The organism is Kitasatospora sp. NPDC003701, from assembly GCF_053587085.1.
This window is the reverse complement of record NZ_JBSFNM010000001.1, coordinates 148911-166535: the sequence shown is the minus strand read 5'-3', so window position 1 is coordinate 166535 and position 17625 is coordinate 148911. Positions and strand designations below refer to the sequence as shown.

Annotated in this window: 20 protein-coding genes; all 20 read right to left on the bottom strand. The window is 68.5% G+C overall.

The window, feature by feature from the left end:
- Positions 1-221 precede the first annotated feature (221 nt).
- The 20 genes from ACWDRR_RS00715 to ACWDRR_RS00620 all read right to left on the bottom strand — a co-directional run bounded on the left by ACWDRR_RS00715 (position 222) and on the right by ACWDRR_RS00620 (position 17620).
- Positions 222-2009, bottom strand: coding sequence for a hypothetical protein (locus ACWDRR_RS00715; RefSeq protein WP_449769980.1), 1788 nt, complete (start codon positions 2007-2009; stop codon positions 222-224).
- 137 nt (positions 2010-2146) lie between these two features.
- Complete coding sequence (locus ACWDRR_RS00710; RefSeq protein WP_449769979.1) at positions 2147-2404, bottom strand: hypothetical protein; 258 nt, start codon at positions 2402-2404, stop codon at positions 2147-2149.
- 7 nt (positions 2405-2411) lie between these two features.
- Complete coding sequence (locus tag ACWDRR_RS00705) at positions 2412-2654, bottom strand: hypothetical protein (protein WP_449769978.1); 243 nt, start codon at positions 2652-2654, stop codon at positions 2412-2414.
- Complete coding sequence (locus ACWDRR_RS00700) at positions 2654-3865, bottom strand: LysM peptidoglycan-binding domain-containing protein (RefSeq protein WP_449769977.1); 1212 nt, start codon at positions 3863-3865, stop codon at positions 2654-2656. The genes ACWDRR_RS00705 and ACWDRR_RS00700 overlap by 1 nt, the downstream gene beginning before the upstream one ends.
- Before the next feature lie 72 nt (positions 3866-3937).
- The gene (locus ACWDRR_RS00695) at positions 3938-4465 is read right to left on the bottom strand and encodes a hypothetical protein (RefSeq protein WP_449769976.1); all 528 of its coding nucleotides are present in this window, start codon (positions 4463-4465) and stop codon (positions 3938-3940) included.
- Complete coding sequence (locus tag ACWDRR_RS00690) at positions 4462-5664, bottom strand: hypothetical protein (protein WP_449769975.1); 1203 nt, start codon at positions 5662-5664, stop codon at positions 4462-4464. Before ACWDRR_RS00690 ends, ACWDRR_RS00695 begins: the two co-directional genes overlap by 4 nt.
- A gap of 3 nt (positions 5665-5667) precedes the next feature.
- Positions 5668-6873, bottom strand: a complete 1206-nt coding sequence (locus ACWDRR_RS00685) for a hypothetical protein (protein ID WP_449769974.1) — start codon at positions 6871-6873, stop codon at positions 5668-5670.
- Between the two features lie 12 nt (positions 6874-6885).
- Positions 6886-7803, bottom strand: a complete 918-nt coding sequence (locus tag ACWDRR_RS00680; protein ID WP_449769973.1) for a phage distal tail protein — start codon at positions 7801-7803, stop codon at positions 6886-6888.
- A 4-nt stretch (positions 7804-7807) separates the two neighbouring features.
- Positions 7808-11035, bottom strand: coding sequence for a phage tail tape measure protein (locus ACWDRR_RS00675; protein ID WP_449769972.1), 3228 nt, complete (start codon positions 11033-11035; stop codon positions 7808-7810).
- Positions 11036-11118: 83 nt separating this feature from the next.
- Positions 11119-11538: a hypothetical protein gene (locus tag ACWDRR_RS00670; protein ID WP_449769971.1), complete on the bottom strand. Its 420-nt coding sequence runs from the start codon at positions 11536-11538 to the stop codon at positions 11119-11121.
- Complete coding sequence (locus tag ACWDRR_RS00665) at positions 11535-11834, bottom strand: hypothetical protein (RefSeq protein ID WP_449769970.1); 300 nt, start codon at positions 11832-11834, stop codon at positions 11535-11537. Before ACWDRR_RS00665 ends, ACWDRR_RS00670 begins: the two co-directional genes overlap by 4 nt.
- 91 nt (positions 11835-11925) lie before the next feature.
- Positions 11926-12537 carry a phage tail tube protein gene (locus ACWDRR_RS00660; protein ID WP_449769969.1) on the bottom strand — a complete coding sequence of 204 codons (612 nt, stop codon included), beginning with the start codon at positions 12535-12537 and terminating at the stop codon, positions 11926-11928.
- Positions 12515-12916: a hypothetical protein gene (locus tag ACWDRR_RS00655; protein ID WP_449769968.1), complete on the bottom strand. Its 402-nt coding sequence runs from the start codon at positions 12914-12916 to the stop codon at positions 12515-12517. Before ACWDRR_RS00655 ends, ACWDRR_RS00660 begins: the two co-directional genes overlap by 23 nt.
- A gap of 3 nt (positions 12917-12919) precedes the next feature.
- Positions 12920-13213, bottom strand: a complete 294-nt coding sequence (locus ACWDRR_RS00650; protein ID WP_449769967.1) for a hypothetical protein — start codon at positions 13211-13213, stop codon at positions 12920-12922.
- Positions 13214-13216: 3 nt separating this feature from the next.
- A complete protein-coding gene (locus ACWDRR_RS00645; RefSeq protein ID WP_449769966.1) occupies positions 13217-13351 on the bottom strand; it encodes a hypothetical protein in 135 nt (44 codons plus the stop codon).
- 206 nt (positions 13352-13557) lie between these two features.
- On the bottom strand, positions 13558-13965 hold the full coding sequence (locus ACWDRR_RS00640) for a Gp19/Gp15/Gp42 family protein (RefSeq protein ID WP_449769965.1): 408 nt from the start codon (positions 13963-13965) through the stop codon (positions 13558-13560).
- A 14-nt stretch (positions 13966-13979) separates the two neighbouring features.
- A complete protein-coding gene (locus ACWDRR_RS00635; RefSeq protein ID WP_449769964.1) occupies positions 13980-14993 on the bottom strand; it encodes a P22 phage major capsid protein family protein in 1014 nt (337 codons plus the stop codon).
- Between the two features lie 29 nt (positions 14994-15022).
- The gene (locus ACWDRR_RS00630) at positions 15023-15544 is read right to left on the bottom strand and encodes a hypothetical protein (protein ID WP_449769963.1); all 522 of its coding nucleotides are present in this window, start codon (positions 15542-15544) and stop codon (positions 15023-15025) included.
- Positions 15541-16227 carry a VG15 protein gene (locus ACWDRR_RS00625; RefSeq protein ID WP_449769962.1) on the bottom strand — a complete coding sequence of 229 codons (687 nt, stop codon included), beginning with the start codon at positions 16225-16227 and terminating at the stop codon, positions 15541-15543. Before ACWDRR_RS00625 ends, ACWDRR_RS00630 begins: the two co-directional genes overlap by 4 nt.
- A complete protein-coding gene (locus ACWDRR_RS00620) occupies positions 16214-17620 on the bottom strand; it encodes a phage portal protein (RefSeq protein WP_449769961.1) in 1407 nt (468 codons plus the stop codon). The genes ACWDRR_RS00625 and ACWDRR_RS00620 overlap by 14 nt, the downstream gene beginning before the upstream one ends.
- Positions 17621-17625: the final 5 nt, after the last annotated feature.

The window sequence follows — 17625 nt, the reverse complement described above, 5'->3', positions numbered from 1 at the left end:
GTTCCTCCCCGGGCGCTGAGCGCGAGGCGGAGCCGAGCGAGGGCGAGCGCCGGGACCACGGGGGCACGGGCCGGAGGGCCCGGCCACTCAGACAGGCGGGGCCTGACACCCCCGTGAGAACGGCCCGAGGGGCCGCCAAGGGCCCGGAAACGCAAAAAGGGGCCCGCCCTACCCTGGTGGGTAGAGCGGGCCCCTGGGGTGCCGTTGTGGGCGTTCAGGTGCTACTCGGCGGCGCCCTCGGCGGCGGCGCCCTGGCCGTCGGCCTTGGCGTCGTCGCCCTGGCCGTCCGGCTCGTCGGCAGGCAGCGCGGCCTCCAGGCGCTCCAGCTCCTCCCGGAGCGCCTGAATCTGCGCCCGGATGGCTGCACGCGACTTCTCCGTGTGCAGGCGGGGAGCAAGCTCCGCCAGGGGGGCCACCGCCTTGGCGGCCTCCTTGACCACGTCCACCGTCGCCGCGTCGCGCGCGTCCGGCGACTTGCGGATGTCCGCAGCCAGGGTGAGAGCGTTGTCCGCAGCCTTGGCGGACGACCGCGCGCCGGTCAGCGTCTTGGCGTCCGCCTTGGACAGCTTCTCTTCCCGGCGGGTCCGACGGCCCTGCTCGGCCCGGGTCTCATTCGTGATGCCCAGGTGCGCGGCCAGTTCATTGGCGGCCTTCATCACAGCGGCGTCCCGGTCCTCGGGCGCCATGTCCTCGGCCAGCTCCAGAGGGTGAATACCCACCTTTGCCGCGAGGGCGGGGTTCAGGACGGCCGTGCGGACAAGGCGGGCCTTGGCGTCCGGGAACGCGTTGCTCACTGCCTTCTTGATCTTCCGGGAAGTCTCCCCGATGATCCGCTGTTCCACGGTGGGGTTCTCCACCGCATCGGCCTTGTCGTCCAGACCGGCCGCCGCGTACATGTCCGCCGCCATGGCCTTGGCGCCCGGCGAGTCGCCATTGCCGTCGATCGCACCCCGGAACTTGCAGTCAAGACGCCCCACCAGGATGGAGTAGGCCATCTCCTCCTCCAGGCGGGCGCCCTCGGCTTCGTGCTTGAGCAGCCTCTTAGCCAGCTTGGTGCCCTGCGCGACCAGGGCGACAAGCTCGGGGTTGTCCTTGTAGGTCTGCGTCTCAATGGCAGCCTGGGCCCGCGCCGCCAGCTCCTTGCGCTCAGCCTTGATGGCCTCCCGGCGCGCCTTGGCGGCAGCCCGGAGCATGGTGGACAGGTCGGCTCCCGAGTTGCCGGGAAGCTCCAGCAGCAGCGCTCCCCCCTCGATCTCGACGGCGTCAGGGTCGGCAGCGTGCTCCAGCTCTGCGACCAGGGCGAGAACCTGCGCCTTGACAGACTCGGCCTTAGCGGCCTTCTCGTCATCTGACGTACCGTCATCCGGCAGGGCGAAGGGGTCGACGAGGGGAGCCGGGGCGGGCGGGGCCTCACCCTCGCCACCCTCGGCGTCAGCCGACGTCTCGCCCTCGGGGGACGCCTCGGCGGGCTTCTCGACCTCGGAGCTGGCGGGCGCCGCCGGGGGCGTCCACTTCTTCGCACAGTTCGTGCAGATGTTGTGGTGCTCGCTGTACCCCTCGTCCTCGGCACTGGCAACGATCCGCACCAGCGGCTTGCCATGGCAGACGGCCGCCGGGGCGTCCGCCTCGCGGTCCGCCACGATGTGCCCGATGGCACTTCGGCCCACGTGCCCGATGGCCCCGCCAGCCTCGATGACGGTTCCCTCGTTCAGCTTGTCAGCCACAGCATTCTCCTTCTCTGATTCCAGCGACGCGGCAGTCAGGATGTCCCGCCCGAGCCGGAGGGCTTCACGAAGACACGGCTTGCACTCATCACCGTGAGTACCCCAGTTCCCGGGGTCAATAACCCCGGCACTGGTCCACTCCCGCGAGCACAGCGTCTCGTCGTTGCCGAACCTCCGGGTCTGGGCATAGTGCTCGGTGCGACCCTTGCCGACACGGACCCGCTCCCCGTTGCGGCTGTCATGCCACGCCCAGAAAGCATCCGAGTCGGTGTAGGTCTGCGCCACTGCCTTGCCTTCCCTGCGTCGGCCCCCCGGTGCTTCCGGGTGACTCGCCGCAGACGGTACACCCTCGCTCCGTAAACGATCAAGCCAATCCCTCACGTGAGGGATTGGCTGGCCGCCGGGCCACCCGTACGAGTGACTTACTCGGGCTGCTCCGCGTGCACACAGTCGCAGCACGACTGCGCCGCTTCCATCTGCCGCATCTCGGCGGCCTCGGTGAGCACGACGCGCTTACCGGCGGACTGCCCTGCCCAAAGGGCCACAGCGGCCACCAGGGGGCCCGCGATCAGCTCAACGTCCACACCGGCCAGTGCGGGCACGACGGAGGCCAGAAGCCCCACCAGGGCCACGACGGCCGCCCGGACCCGGACGGGGTTCTGTCGGATGAGTTCCTTCACGATGGCATCAGCCCTTAACGAGAGAGACGAGTTGAGAGATGAGGGCACTTGCCCCCGCAGCGCCGGAGGCCACGACGCCGTACCGCCAGCGCTCCAGACCGCGCACGCGGTCCTCGTGGTCCTCTAGCGTCCGGTCGACGCTGGCGCTGTTCTGTGCGAGTGCCCGCACGTCCTCGCGGACGCCGAGCAGCTGATCGTAGATCTCGCGGGCGCCGATGTGAACGCCGTTGAGCTGATCCTGATCAGACATCAATTCCCCTTTCCGGCACTGGAGTTGGCGGCATCGGAGGGCGAGGCCGCGGAGCCCACCGGGGAAGCCGCGGCGGCATCAACTGGCATTGCGGGAGCGGGAGTTGGGGCCGGAGCAGGGGTCGGCCGGCTGGCACCCTCGGGGCACCGGCACGGGCAATTCCCGTGGAAGTGCTTGCGCGGGCCCTCGGGCTTGGCCGCCGGGCGGGCGGGCTTGGGCTTGGCCGGGGTCGGCTTGGTGGCAGGCTTGGCCACCACCGGCTTGACGGGCTTGGCCGGGGCCGCTGGGGTCGGCTTCGCCTTAACCGGGGCGACGGCCTGGCGGGGCGGCGCGGGGGTGGACGCCTTGGCCGCAACGCCCGCCGGGAGCTTCACCACCTGACCCGGAGTGATGGCGTTCGGGTTGGAGAACGCGTTTGCGGCGAGCAGCTGCGGGAGCGTGACGCCGTGCGCGGTGGCGATCCCCCACAGAGTGTCACCGCGCTTGACGGTGTACTCGGCCAGCTTCGGGGGCGTGGTCGGGGCGGTCGGCTTCTCGGCCTCGCCCGGCTTGGCCGGGACGGCGATCACCTGACCCTCGCGAATGCTGTCCGGGTTGGTGATGTCGGGGTTCAGCGCGACGATCGCCCCCACCGAGGTACCCAGCAGCGCGGCGATCCCGCCGAGGGTCATGCCCTTGCGGACGGTGAACTTGCCGCCCCCGACGGTCGGTTCGGTCGAGCCGCCACCTGCCGGGGCCTCGGCGTAGGCCGGGCGGACGTAGCCGTACACGTTCGGGTTCGTACGACTCACCCACTTCTCGGCCACGGAGCCGCCCGCGTAGGACGTGCCCTCGCCCGAGGTGTTGCCGCCCACGGTGCGGACCCGGCCCGGCTCGACGGCGGCCACCAGCTCGACGTGCGAACCGCCCCCGGCGCCGTACATGATCATGTCGCCGACGCGCGGGGTGGAGCTGAAACGGCCCCGGGCCTTGGCCCACGACACCGCAACGGCACACCCGGCGGTCCACGGGTAGTCCTTGTCAGGACGGCCCCCGGCGGCCTTGTGGATGATGCTCTGGAATGCCTGACACCAGGGGTAGCCGTACCCGCCGTCCCCGTAGCCCGGAATCGAGCCGAACGCCTCGGCGTACTTGGTGCGGGTGCCCTTGTTGCGGTGGTAGCCAACCTCCGCGCGGGCCAGGCGGATTGCAGTCTCGGCGGTGTACGCCATGGGGGTTCTCCTCGTGCAAGAGGCCCGCCGGGCAGACAGCCGGCGGGCCCGTGAAAGGTCGTCAAGGACGGGTCAGTGGAAGCCCAACGGCTTCTCGATCATCTCCCAGTGACCGGCCCCGAGGGCGGGGTGATCACCAGCGGCGTACAGCGGCAGCGAGATGGCCACGCCCGGGTCCACCGTGGCGGACATCTCCCCGTCGTTCGCCCGGATCTGCATAGCCATCCGGTGCCACCGGCGAGAGCTGGTCCCCGTCAGGCCGTGGCGCCAAGTGAGCTGCAACCACTGGTTCTGCGCCGGGACGCCGAGGCCCCGGATCAGGGCCTCGGCGCTGGTGCGGCCGGTGTCGCTGTCGACCAGGCGGAAGGTGACGGATTCGCCCTGCCGGATCGCACAGCGGAGATCGAGCCGGAGGACCGGCTGTGTCAGTGAGATGGTCGAGATGAACCCGCAGGCGTACCACTGGCCTTGGGTCGAGCCGTACGGGTACGGCATGAACGTCAGCACCTCGCCCCGGGTGGAGCTGTTCTGCTCCAGGGCACCGAGGCGGGAGCCGATGGTGTTGAACTCATCGGCCAGGCTTGGCCGTCCGAGGATCATCCTTCTTCCTTCCCTTCCTCCAGGCCGTCGACCAGACGGAACGCGGACACGGGGACCAGGGCGAGCTTGGTACTTTCCCCGGAGCCATCCACGGTGGTGTCCAGCTCGGTGACGACGTACTCGGCGTCCACGCCGGGCCAGTTCTCCAGACGGGCGCGGACGCGGACCTTGTGGCCCACCCGAAGCTCCGCCACGGAGACCTCCCCGCCGGGGCGGAGCTGGACGTCCGGCACCACCAGGGGGAAGGCTCCGACCGCCTGAATCCGCCACGCCTGCGCCGCCAGCGTCTCCGGTCGGGACACGGAGTTGTGCGTCTCGACGGTGGCCAACCGCGGAATGCGTCGGCCGTCGGCAGTCTCCAACTCGCCGTTGTTCCACCAGGACTTGACCTGTCCCCAGCCCTCGCCGGACCCGTTCACGGCGGACTCGGTGCACATCGCTGCGCCGTCCGAGGTGATGCGAGAGACGTTGCAGTTGGCCCCGTGCTCCAGGACGAACGTGGTGTCCGTGCCGCCCTGGGGGAGGAACGTGAACAGGTTCCGGACCCGGCCATCTGCCATGCGGTCGTGGTCTATTCGGAAGTCGAACCCGTCGATCACGGCGGCCAGCTGCTCGACCGCCTCACCCACGGACTTCCACTCGTACCACATGTACGACCGGTCACGGCGCTTGTCGTCCCAGTCCATCGGAGGCGCGGTGAAACTCAGCGCACCCGGCCCGTTCGACGCCCAGTAGTCGCCGCCGGAACCGTCCCGAGGACGGGGGGCGTCGGCGTAGTACTGGATCAACTCCCGTGCAATCACGGTCTGAGGGACGCCGTACGCCTGGTAGCCGCCATCGTCGCGGCCCTGGCCCCCGCCCGGGAACCCCCGGTTGATGATGTTGCGCCGGTAGTACTCCCACAGCCCAACCAGGTCGAGCGTCATGGTCTCTGAGTCCATGTCGACGTCCCACGTCAGCAGCGGGCCGCCCCACAGGATGCGCTCCCCGCGCTGTATGTGAACCAGGGCCCGCCAGGGGGCGACGAGAGACCAGTCAAGGCCCTCCAGGGGCCGGGCCGACAGAGGCACCTTGACCTTTGCCGAGCCCGGCCGGGAGAGGATCGAGTGGAACGACACCGATTCCGCGGGGATCTCGGCGATCAGTTCGCCGGTCTTGAACTCACTTAGCAGTACGCGGTATTCGGTGATCCCGCCCACCTCCTATCCGCTGTAGATCACGGCCATGCCGAACCGGGATTCGTTCAGGCCGGTGTAATTGCAGTTGCCCTTGTCGCCCCCGGATTCGCCGGTGCCGTAAAAGCCGCGCATGATGCCCGCATCCGCGTTGAACGGCACGCCGGCCGGGATCTCAACCACGCAGTAGCCCGCGTGAGTTTGGGTGTGAGTCAGCTCGGCGGCAGCGCCGTACCAGCGGTGCGCGTTGTCGAATGGGGTACGGCCGTTGTTGAACAGCAGGGCCGCGCGCATCCAGAAGTTGTCACCGTAGTTGTAGACCGCCGTCGCCCCGAACGAGACGGCGGCGTAACGGCGGTAGGGGGCGGCGCCCACCCGCCACTCCATCACGGAGTCATCGCACCAGCCGCCGTCACTCCCTTTTGGGGTGCCCATCACCACCTGAGCCGGAGCGCTCACGGGAACGGCCTTGCCGGGGGCCGTGACGACGTACATACGCTGTTCCTGGCCGTAGTAGACCATGGAGCCCTCGGGCAGTCCGTTGATCGCCTCGTTGAGCCCCTGCTGAGGGGCCGTCCGGATGTGCGCCAACGCGCTGGTGTCCTTCTGCGGAACGATGCCCCCGCCCGGCGAGTTGAAGCGGACATCCTCGATGCCGGTAATGCCGGTGGTCCCAATGCGCACCCTGGCGAGACGTACCGCGTTGTGCGGCACCTTCCAGTCCCCCGCGCCCGGCGTGGTCTCGGCGAGCACCGCCAGAGACCAGCCGTTGGCGCCCTCCTGGCTCACCCCACCCACGGCAGCGTCAGCCGCCGCGTACCGGGTACCGTCCTCGGCGTACCAACTGGGCTGTAGGAAACGGGCCTCGGTGCTGCGCACGTCCACGATGCGCGAACCGAGCGCCTGCGCGTCCGGGTCGGCGAACGCCACCACCAGGTCCACGCGCTCGCCCTCACCGGGCTTGGGAGTTGAGCACTGGAGCTGGATGCTGGCGTCCAGGTGGGCGAAGAACACCGCACCGCTGTGCGACGCCTCGGTGTCGTCCGGCAGCCAGATGGAACCCGAGGCGACGGAGACGCGAGGGGTCGGGTTGTCGATCTTCTCGACCCGCAGCGCGTCCGGCCCGGCGACCCCGACATGGGAGCCCCTGGTCCTACCGATCATGTTCCGGAAGTCGAGCGCGTCATATCGCCCCTGCTGCAGGAACAGCGGGGCCCGCATCTCAGCAGGCAAGTTGATCCCTCCTCACATCCACGCCGAGCGCCATTCCACACTCGCCGTCAGCCCCTCGGGGCCCTCGTTTACGTCTAGAAGCACCTGGCTTGTCCCGGGCTCCAGGGCGAACCAATCGCTCCCCGGCAGCACCTTGCCGAAGCGCGAGGCGCCGTTCAGGGTCAGCCGGCGGGCGGCCATGTCGATGACCAGGACGTCACCCTGACCGACCCTCAGGCCAGCAGTGGAGAACTCCCGCCGCTTGCCCTCGTGAATCAGCGTCAGCCTCGGGTCCACCACGACGCCGCCGCGCGGCACCATGCGGATGACCGGATAGACCGGCACCGAGCCGGAGTTGGTCATGTCGTTGCTCGCGCGGGACACGGCACCCTGGCCCAGCTCGAACGGGAAGAGCAGCGGGAACACAGGAACACCCGTTCGGGGCACGCGAACCGTGATCTCCCGCGTGTGCGCCGGGCCACCGGAGTACAACCGGGGGTCCGCAGCGAACAGCTCGACATCAACTCGCGTTCCACCAGCGACAGTTACGGCATCCACCTTGGCTGAGCGCTTCCGCACCCGGGCCATGATCTGCCCGTCTCCCCCGGCCACACCGGGGAAGGCAAAGCGGAACGGCTTGTCCGCCCCCGGGGCGAACGCCCGCAGCACCTCGGCCAGATCCTCGGGGCCGTTCTCCGCAGCAACCATCAGGGTGAGCTGCACAGTTCGGCCGCCCATGTAGTCCTGACCGACCGAGACGCCATCACGCTGCAACAGCGCGGCGTCAGCCGTCCGAACCTCCGGCGCGTCGAGCAGGCCGGAGACCTCTTCCAGGTAGGCCGAGGACGACCCACCGAGAAGGGCCCCGCTGAACTCTGCGGTCCAGGGGGCCCCTTCGTATGCGTTCTTGACGGAGAAGCGGGAGGGCGGCGCGCCCTCAAGTGCTGTCACGTCGTCACCTCCCACTCGTGCGAAGCTGCCAAGCGATCTCGCCTGCAATGTCGTTGGCGCTCGCGTTCGTCGTCGCGTTGACGGTGATGGACGGCCGCAGCCTCTCGGCGCGGGCGCTGCCCAATCCCTCACGTGAGGGATTGCCCCACAGGCCGTCAAACGACTTGGCATTGAAGCTCTGCGCGCCGCCGAGGATGGCCGTGCGGACCGCACTGCCCGCCTCTGCGATCGGCGACGCGAAGGCAGCGAATGACGCCGGAGCCGCAAACGCCATGGGGGCCGCCATCGGCGCGGCGTCCGCCATCCTCGGGGCCGGAGCCGGAGCCGGGGGGTTCGGCATAGGCGCGGACTTGAACGGGTTGAGCTTGCTCACAACCCCGCCGACGGCACTGGTCAGGCTGCCTGCCATGTCCTTGATCCCGTTGATCAAGCCCTGAACAAGTGACTTGCCCTTCTCGTACAGCAGCGAGCCGAGGTCGCCGATCCCGGACAGCACCTTGCCCGGAAGCTCGGTCACGGTGGACACGGCCTTGGAGACCATGTCTCGGACGGCCTGAACCAGCTTCTCGGGGCTCTGTGCGGCAGTGTGGATGGCGTTCACGAAATTGGTCATGGTCGAACGGACCACGCCAAGCACGGTGTTGAACGCGCCGGTCACGGCGTCCCAGGCCGCCGACACGGCAGACGAGATCGCACCCATCACGGTGGAGACCACCGACTTGGAAGCGTTGAACGTGCTCGTGGTCGCCGAGGAAACCGCACTGGTCACGGTCGTCCAGACGGACTGTATGACCGACCAGGCGGCAGAGATGGCCGCCTGACAGGCGCTCATGACGGTACTGATCACCGAGGACACGACGTTGAACGCCGCCGAGACCACCGGTGCCAGGACGGCCACGGCAGCAGACCAGACAGCCTGAATCACGGCCCAGGCCCCCGAGATGGTGCCCTGCACAGCCGCCATCGTGGTCTCGACCACCCACCGGACCACGGCAAATCCTGCGTCGACCACGGTCGACACGACCGCCACGGCAGCGGACCAGATGGCCTGAATCACGGCCCAGGCAACCGAGATGGTTCCCTGCACGGCGGCCATCGTGGTCTCGACCACCCACCGGACCACAGCGAACGCGGCCTCGACCACGGTCGACACAACCGCGACGGCGGCAGACCAGACAGCCTGAATCACCGACCAGGACACCGAGATGACGGCCTGAATCACCGTCATGACCGCCGAGATGTACGCCTGTATCAGACCCCAGTACACCTGAATGGCAGTCCAGATGAACTGAACCACCGTCATGACCTTCGGGCCGATCGCGTCCCAGACGCCCAGGACGACGCCCTTGACGATCGCCCAAGCCACGATCGAGGCGTCCTTGATGAGCGACCAGGCGGCGTCTACGAAGTCACGGAACCAACCAACCTTGTTGTAGGCCAGCACCAGACCGGCGACCAGGGCCGCGACCCCGAGCACAATCCAGACGAACGGGTTCACGGCCATGACCGCGTTGAACGCCGCCTGAGCGATCGTCCAGACACGCGTAGCGGCGGCCACCAGGCGGGCCCTTGTGAGGTAAGACGCCATGCTCGACGCCGCCGAGGCGATGGCACTACCGGTTGCGCTCAGCGCGCGACCCGTGGCGGAGGCCGCCGTGGACAGACCAGCACCAAGCGCAGTTGTCGCCGTGCGGGCGGCAGTTGCCAGAGTGGATCCTAGCCACGACGCCGCCGAGGCAGCGCCGGAACCGGCGGCGCTCAGCCCCCGCCCGGTGGCGCTCGCTGCCGTCGACAGTCCGGCACCCAGTGCAGTCGTCGCCGTTCGGGCGGCCGTTGCCAGGTTGGAGCCCAGCCAGGTGGCCGCCGAGGCAGCGCCGGAACCGATAGCCGACATGGTCGTTCGGACCCGCCCGCCGAGCGTCCCCATGGGGCCCGAGAACGACGACGCCGCAGCGCCCGCGCTGGAGAACCCCGAGGCGAACATGCCCAGTTGGCGAGCGCCCGCCATGGCGACGGAGCCGACCCGGGCGCCGGCCGACACGAAGACGCCGAGGCCCTGCGCAACCTTGCCGAGGCCGATGCCGACAGGTCCCAGCGCGACGCCCACGAGGGCGATCTGAGTACCCATCCGGAGCATCGAACTGTCTGTAGAGGACAGCTTGCCGACGAACTCGCCGAGGACGTTTACGACCTTGGTGAAGTCGGCCAGCAGGCCAGAGTCACCGATGGCGATTGCCAGGCCCTCGACAGCAGACGAGAAGTTCGACATACCGTTCGTCGCGGTGTCGGACATGATGGCCGCGAACGCGTCGGTACTGCCCGCGGACTTCTCCAGATCCGCCGTCAACTTCCGCATGGCGTCTCCGCCTTGGGACTGGAGAACGCCCATGGCGCGGCCACCCTCGACACCAAAAAGGGTGATGAACTGCTCGTTCGTCAGACCGGCCTTGCCGACCTCGTCAATGATCTGAGCAAGCGGCTTCATCTTGCCGCCCGCGTCGGCGAACGAGAGGCCGGTCTTTTTCATGACCTTCTCGGCGTCGCCGGTCGGCTTCATCATCTGGACCAGGGCGGCCGACAGAGCCGTACCACCCATCGATCCCTGAACGCCCGCGTTGCCGAGCATCGTGAAGGCGGCCGTGGCCTCCTCGATGGTCATCGATGCCATCTTGGCGGTCGTGGCACCGTACTTGAACGACTCGCCGAGCATGTCAACATCCACGTTGCCCGCATTGGCGGCGGCCACAAGGATGTCCGTCGCACGCGCCGCCTCGGTGGCCTGTAGGCCGTAGCCGGTCATGATGTTGCTGACGATGTCGGCCGTACGCCCCAGCTCCAGGCCGGACGCGGCAGCGCCGTTGAGGATGGCCGGGACGGCCGCCATGATCTCGGTCGTCTTGAAACCGGCCTGTGCCAGGAAGCCCATCGCGTCGGCGGCATCCGTGGCGCTGAACTTGGTAGTCGAGCCCAGTTCCTTGGCCTGGTCACGGAGTTGGGTGAACTCCTCCCCGGTGGCGCCTGAGAGCGCCTTGACCCGGGTCATGCCGTACTCAAAGTCCGCAGACGTCTTGACGACAGCCGTGCCGGCTGCCACCAGAGGCAGCGTCAGATTCCGGCTCAGCGTGGTGCCCACGCTGGTGAGCGAGGAACCCGCCCGGGACAGCCCCGATGAAAGCGTCTGGGCCATCGTGGCCGAGGCGGCCTCACCGGCCCGTCGCGCCTGCTCGGTCACGTCGCTGAGGAGGCGATCCCCACGGGCCGTCAGCTCGATGTATGCGGACCCTGCGCGTATGCCCGCAGCCATGTCTCACCGCCCTATGTCAGGCGCGGAGTTGGCCGCGCGCCCATCTTCTCGGCGAGGGCCTTGAAGCCCTTGCCCTTCCGCTCACCAGCGGGCATCTCGACGCCGGGCCGCTTGATCGGCTCCGGCGGAGGCACCGGGTTGCGCTTCGCCCCGTTCGCGACCAGCAGGCCGCCGAGCAGGTAGTTCGTTCCCCGGAGGTGATCCACGACGGAGGCGAGTAGATGCCTGTCCGTCGTCCATTCGGCCTCTTCCGCCCCGACCACCGCGCGGGCGTAACAGCCCTCGCGCGGAAGCCGGTTGACCAGGGCACCGAGCCGACGCCACGTCAGCCCGGGGGTGCCCACATCGGCCACGTCCAGGCCGTAGTACCTGCGGAAGTCGGCGTCAATGTCGTCCCCGTGCTGGTCGATCAACCCAGCAAGGGCGATCATTCCCCCAGGGTGACGCCCTGATCCTCGGCGTACTGACGGATGATCAGCATCAGGTCGGTGGACCGGCCGCCCGCCTCGATGAACGGCGCATAGCGGTCACCGAGCAGAGCCCGACCGGCACCCGGCAGATCCTCGGCGCGAAGCGCCTCGTGCACGGCGTCAGTCCAGAACGCCGGAGTCGGCACCTCGTAGACCTCGCCGTCCAGGTGCTCAAAGTCGATCACGGCAGTCTCGTTGGCGGTGGCCTTGGTGCGGATGGTCTCCAGCTTGAAACGGGCCTTGCCGGGCTTGCTCATGTGACGCTCTCTCAATCTCTCGCAAAGTCAGAAAGGGGGCCGGGCAATCCCTCACGTGAGGGATTGCCCGGAGGGGTTGGGCGCTAGCGGCTCACTGGCCGGAGGGCGGGGTGCCGCCGGAGGCCAGGGCCGCGATGTCGGCATCGTGGATCTCCCACGTGCCGAGCGGGGTGTTCGCGTCCACGCCGAGGGCCTTGGCGGTCATGCCCCACGAAATCGCCTCGGAGTTGGTGAACTTGGGGCTCTCGACCTCGGACACCTGCGCCTTGTCCATGTGGAGTGCCCACATGGACTCACCGTCGTGCAGCACGAACAGCGCGGCGAACGGCTTGCGCTTCTCGGCCGCCTTGATCTCGAATCGGACGGACTTGCCGTCAGCGCTCTTGATGCTGCCGGGCGCCAGGCCGTAGAACGACTCAAGGACGGCGGGTCGGGACTCCAGGGCGGAGAACTTGAGCGTGAGATCGCGGCCGGTCACCAGCGTGCGAACGACGCCAGCCTGCCAAGACTTGATGTCCTCGGTGTCCTCGGAGAACGAGTGCTCCACGCCATCTTCGGAGAACAGGCCCAGCGTGGTCCAGCCCGCCGGATCGGCGAACTGAGCGCCAGTCAGGTTCGGCATGGGGGTCATAGGCGGAGCGATGTACAGGGTGCCGGTCGTGGCTACCCGCAGGGTGTCCTTAGTCAGGTCGGGGGTCGGCACTGCCGGTCTCCTCGCGTATGGGGCGGAGGCTGACGCCATAGGTCGCCGTCCACCGGTGAAGGGATGTGTCCGCCTCGTCCCGGGCGTGGTGAGCCCCCATCACGACGTAGACCCGGGTTGCCCCGAGGTTCTGCGGCGGGAGGCTCATCAACACGCCCTCGGCGGTTCTGAGTGCGTCGTGCGCGGCGGCACGATCGGGGCCCAGCGCCCGGATGCCCAACAGGGCTGTCTCAAGGGCGGGCCACTTCATGTACCCGCCGACGCGCTCAACGGCGACGAACGGGCGGGCGATCTTCTCTGGGAAGTCCACCCCGCAGTCCAGTCCGGCCGCGCGTAGGTGGGTGAGGATGAACGCCTCGGCGTCAGGGAACTTGACCAAACGTCAGCCCCCGTCGCCGAAGGCGGACACGGCCCGGCGGAGCGGGTGCTGTGCAACGTCCTTGTACGTTCCCAGCTCAACGAAGGTCGAGTGGCGGGCAGTTGCCACCACCCAGACCGCCCGCCGGCCGACCCGGACGCTCACGGAGCCCGAGAGGGCGCCGGATCGACGGGGCATCAGGGACCGCGCTGCGGCTGCGGCATGCTCGCCGCGCTGACGCAACATCTCCTTGACATCGGCGGATTCGCTGAGCTGTCGGATCGCATCGGGGGAGATTTCCACCATGAGATCAGCCACGGGTCACCCCTCCGTTCTGGCAAGGCGGGCGGTGTTCGCCCAGCGCTTGCCGTACATGCCTGTTCGGGGCAGGCTCGGCCCCTTGACGTCGAACTCCACCCCGTTGACCCAGACTCGCTCACGGCCCGTCAGAGTCACGTCCGGAGTCAGCACCAGCTGAAACCCAGCGCTCTGTACGTCCCTGCCGGACTCCTCGGTCTCGCGGCCCGAGGGGTGAATCAGGCGGCAGGAAATGGGAGTTGGGTCCGGACGCCACGAAGGGACCGGCTTGCCGTATCGGTCAAGCTCGGCCCCCTCGGTCCGGCGGAGAATCACGCCGGAGTCGGACAGGAGGTGTCGGCCTATCAGGTCGCCTCGCCCCCCTCGTCGGTGGGCACCACCCATGCCACGTCTTCGGGCCTCGGCCCGGCGTAGATGCTGGTACTGGCGTAGAGGGCGGCGCCGAGCGCCTGGCGGAGGAACTTGACCTCCTCGGGCGTCAGCGACATGCCCGCTTGTGCCTCACGCGTCCGTCGGTAGGAGTAGTCCCCCACCGACTCGGACGCGATGCCCGAGGGGTTGTCGAGCGACCGGAGGACCAGCCGACACACCATCATCTTGACGGCGTGCGGAGCCGGGTCGGGAATCGTTCGTCCGGCCGCTAGCCGAACGACCGCCTCGGCGTCCTCCAGGAGGACCGAGGCCCGGTCGATCTCATCCCCCGTCAGACCTCCGGGGCGTCGGGCCGACAGATCGTCAATCGTGGCGAACAACGGCCCTCCTCGGGTCAGCCACCAGCCTTGGTGGTCTCCTTGGTCACGGTGGCCTTGACCGAGCGGCACATCACGGCCTTTGCCTTGAGGGCATCCAGGGTCTCGGCGCCGGTCAGCTTGGCGTACTCCGCAGCCGGAATGTCCGTCACCATGCCCAGACCGGCGTAGGTGTTGACGATCGAGCGCTCGCGCCGGGCGTTCGCGTCGTAGTCCTTCTGAACGGTCAGCGCAACGCCCCCGTAGGACTTGGACGAGCCGACCGGGCCGCCGGACGGAATCGCCGGGGCGCGCGAGATCAGAATGAACGCGGACGGGTGGAACGCGATCATCTCGGACTCGGGAAGGTGCTGCACGGTGACGATCCGGAAGCCGTACAGGGCGCCCAGGATGGCGCTTCGCAGGGCCTCACCGGTGCCGGACTCGTCAAGCTTGGTCAGGTGGTCGTCACCGAGTAGCGCGGCCTCAACGGCCGTACCGATGGCCAGGATTCGGCCGGCTGCCGGAACACCCTCGGAGTTGAGGGCCTTCCGAAGCTGGACGATCGCAGCGCGGATGGCCGTGCCGTCGCTGGTGACGGCGCCCTCGGCGTCCGTGGTCAGCTTGGCGGTCTTGACAGCCGGAGACTGGTTGGAGACGTACTTGGCGAGAGCAAGTTCGATGTGGTCGGCGACAGCCACGGTCTGAGGGTCAATCACCTGAGCGCCGTAGCTCGCAACGTCGAGATCCAGTTCCGCGGGGGTCAGTCCAACGGCGTGGTACACCTCGCGGTCGAGCGTGACATCGATCGAGTACTCATTGAGCTTGTCGAGAGTGATCGACGCATCGGCCCGGTGGGCCTTGAGCGACAGCTCGCGGGCCTTGAGCTTGGACGGGCGCTTGAAGTTCACGCGGTCACCCTCAGCGCCAGTGAAGTTGGCGCCGCCGTCCCGAGTCACCAGGCCGGTAAGGACGATCTCCTCGTTCAGGAGACCGAGGGCCTGAGACGCCCACGCCTCGGGCTTGAGAGTGCCGCTCTTGGTCTGCTCCATAGTGCTCCCCTATCGGAGTTGAGTGGGTATCAGTACTTGCGGAGCCTGCGGATTGCGGCCGCCAGCTTCCGGGGGTCTACGGACGCGCCGTCATCCGGCACGCCACCACCGCCACCGGCCACCGGGGCCGGTCGGGTCTTGAGCTTGGGGCGGGCACCGAGCAGCGCAGCGAGGGCCGTAGCGTCGGCTCGCATCTCATCCTCGGTCGCGCCCTGAATGCGCGTCATCGCCTCGACGGGCAGGCCCGTCTCATCGGCGAGGGTTCGCAGCAGCGCGGAGCGTGCCAGCTCGGCCGCCTTGCGCTCGGCAGCGTCGGCCCGGTCGGTCGCGCGCTGTAGGTCCGTCTTGGCCGCCTCCTCGGCGTCCGCGTGGGCCTTGAGAATCGGCTCGGCCTCTGCCAGACGCGCGGTCAGCTCCGCCACCTGCGCGGCGAGCTGATCGGGGTTCGACAATCCCTCACGTGAGGGATTGCCCGGGGCCTCCTCGGGCGTCTCCTCGGTCGGCGCGCTCTCCTCGCGCTCCCCCTCGGGAGTCTCCGGATTCTCGGTCATTCGCTCTCCTTGAAGTAGAGTTCCGGGCGCTCATAGGCCCGGCGGAAGTCGTAGCGGCCAACGTCGCCGTAGAGGTCGGACCACTCGCGCGCCTGGCCCACAGAGCGGGAGCCGGGGAATGCCGGTTCGGTCGTGCACTTGCAATGACCGTGGAACCAATTGCCCGCCCGGCGCTCGGTCTTGTACTTGATCCCGCGCCCCGCCTGCATGGCACACCACGAGCACGGGCGCCCCCGAGTCTTGACCTGGTAGCCCTGACACCGCTTGTCTCTCCATACGGCGTCAAGGACGGTGCCCCGGCCGCCCCACAGGGCTTCCTTGACGGCCTGTCCGGCCGCCATGGTGATGCCGGTCTCCGGAGTGGTGGCCACGGCGAAGGCTTGCAGCGTCGGGGTTGCCCCGGGCGAGGACCACCGGAGCACATCCGGGATCACTAGCTCGGCGTCGATGCCCTCGGCCATCGTGAACCGCCCGTAGTACCGGGCGCCGAGGTCGGCGGACTTGTCGAACGCCTTGCCCGTCAATTCGTCGACGATGTCTCCGAATTGGACCAGGGCGCGAGGGTCTTCAAGGTCGAGCTTGAAGCCCTCGCGGACCACGGCCTGAGCGAGCGAGGCGCCGATCCGGGCCTGTGCCTCGTACTGAGCGCTGGTCAGAACGGCTCCGGTGTCAGTGATCGCCAACCGGGGCCCCCTCGCTCATGACCGGCGCGGCGGCCGGGCCGGGGCCTTGGAACATCAGGTCCGCAACCGTGTCAAGGGCGGCCTGTTCGTCTCGCATTCGGACCCACCGCTCCACGTCGGCGGCGGTCGCGCCCGGCCACATCTCCCATGCGGCGCGCTGGGGAATGCCGAGCATCGTGACGCCCTTGCCCAGCGCATCCACCGTCTGAGCGAGGGAACGCGCTTCGGTGTCGCGCCAGAGGATCACAGCGTCCGTGGCCTCGGCTGACACCTTGTCACCAGACAGGCCGGCGGCCAGGCGGAGAACCTTCCCCCACGCCTCACCGAACAGCGCCTGTCGCTCTGCCACGCGGGCCCGCAGCCCGTTCTCACTGGCAGCCAGGGCCTCGGCCGAGATGTTGACCATTCCCCCGAGCAGCATCGCCGGGGGCACCTGCGAGACGGCCGAAAGGTGCTGGATGTGCATCTCGACGGACTTGAGATAGCCCGTCAGATCGGTGGCGCCGAACTCTCCGAAGCGAACCGATTCGTCAGCCGCTACCCACAGTTCACCGGGGTGCGACTTGAACGGGTTGATCGGGTTGCCGTCGATGTCCTCCGGCAGCGTCATCCCCGCCGCCCACTTCTGACGGTGGGCGGCGGCAGTCTGCGCGACCGCAAGTGACACCTTCGTGTCGTTGAGCGCATCCTGAGTACTGATCAGGGGCCATACCTCGCCCTGTTCGACCACGGAGGCGAACGGCGAGTCTGCCCACTGATTCCGGAACGGGACCACCGGGACAACGCCAAGGTTGTGCGTGACGGTGGACAGCTCGGCTATCTCAGGCGCGGAGTCCTCGCCCCCGTCGTCCCCGGCGTCGGCCACCCACACATCCCGGATGGCGGTCTCGTCGTAGACCCGCCAGACCTTGCCCAGGATGCCATTGTGGCTGTCCGCGCGCAGGTAGCGGCCCGCGCCTGACAGCCACTCAGCATCCGGTTCCTCGGCCACTCCGGTCATGACCAGCGGGGAGTACGGGCGGATGGACGGCCCGGCGTCGCCAGGCTCCACGGCGACATACGAGACGCCGTAGGTCAGCGAGGCCCGGTGAGCAAGGCTCTGACGGCTCGCCATGTCGTTGCGCGACCAGTGCGGCCAGGCCGGAGACGACTCCTGCCCCTCGGCGTCGCGGTAGCCCTCGACATAGAGCCGCTGACCGACGGTGCCAACGACCAGCGGCAGCCAGTTGGTTACCGCGCGCTGCACCAGCTCGGCGTACTCCCGCTGGCTCTTCTTCGGCATGTAGGAGGGGGCGTGCTGCCCCCGCATGTAGCGGTCGACCCTGCGAAGGTCGTTCCACTCGGAATCGCGCTGTGCCATGACGGCGGACAGCACCGATTGGCTGTCAGCCATTGGCA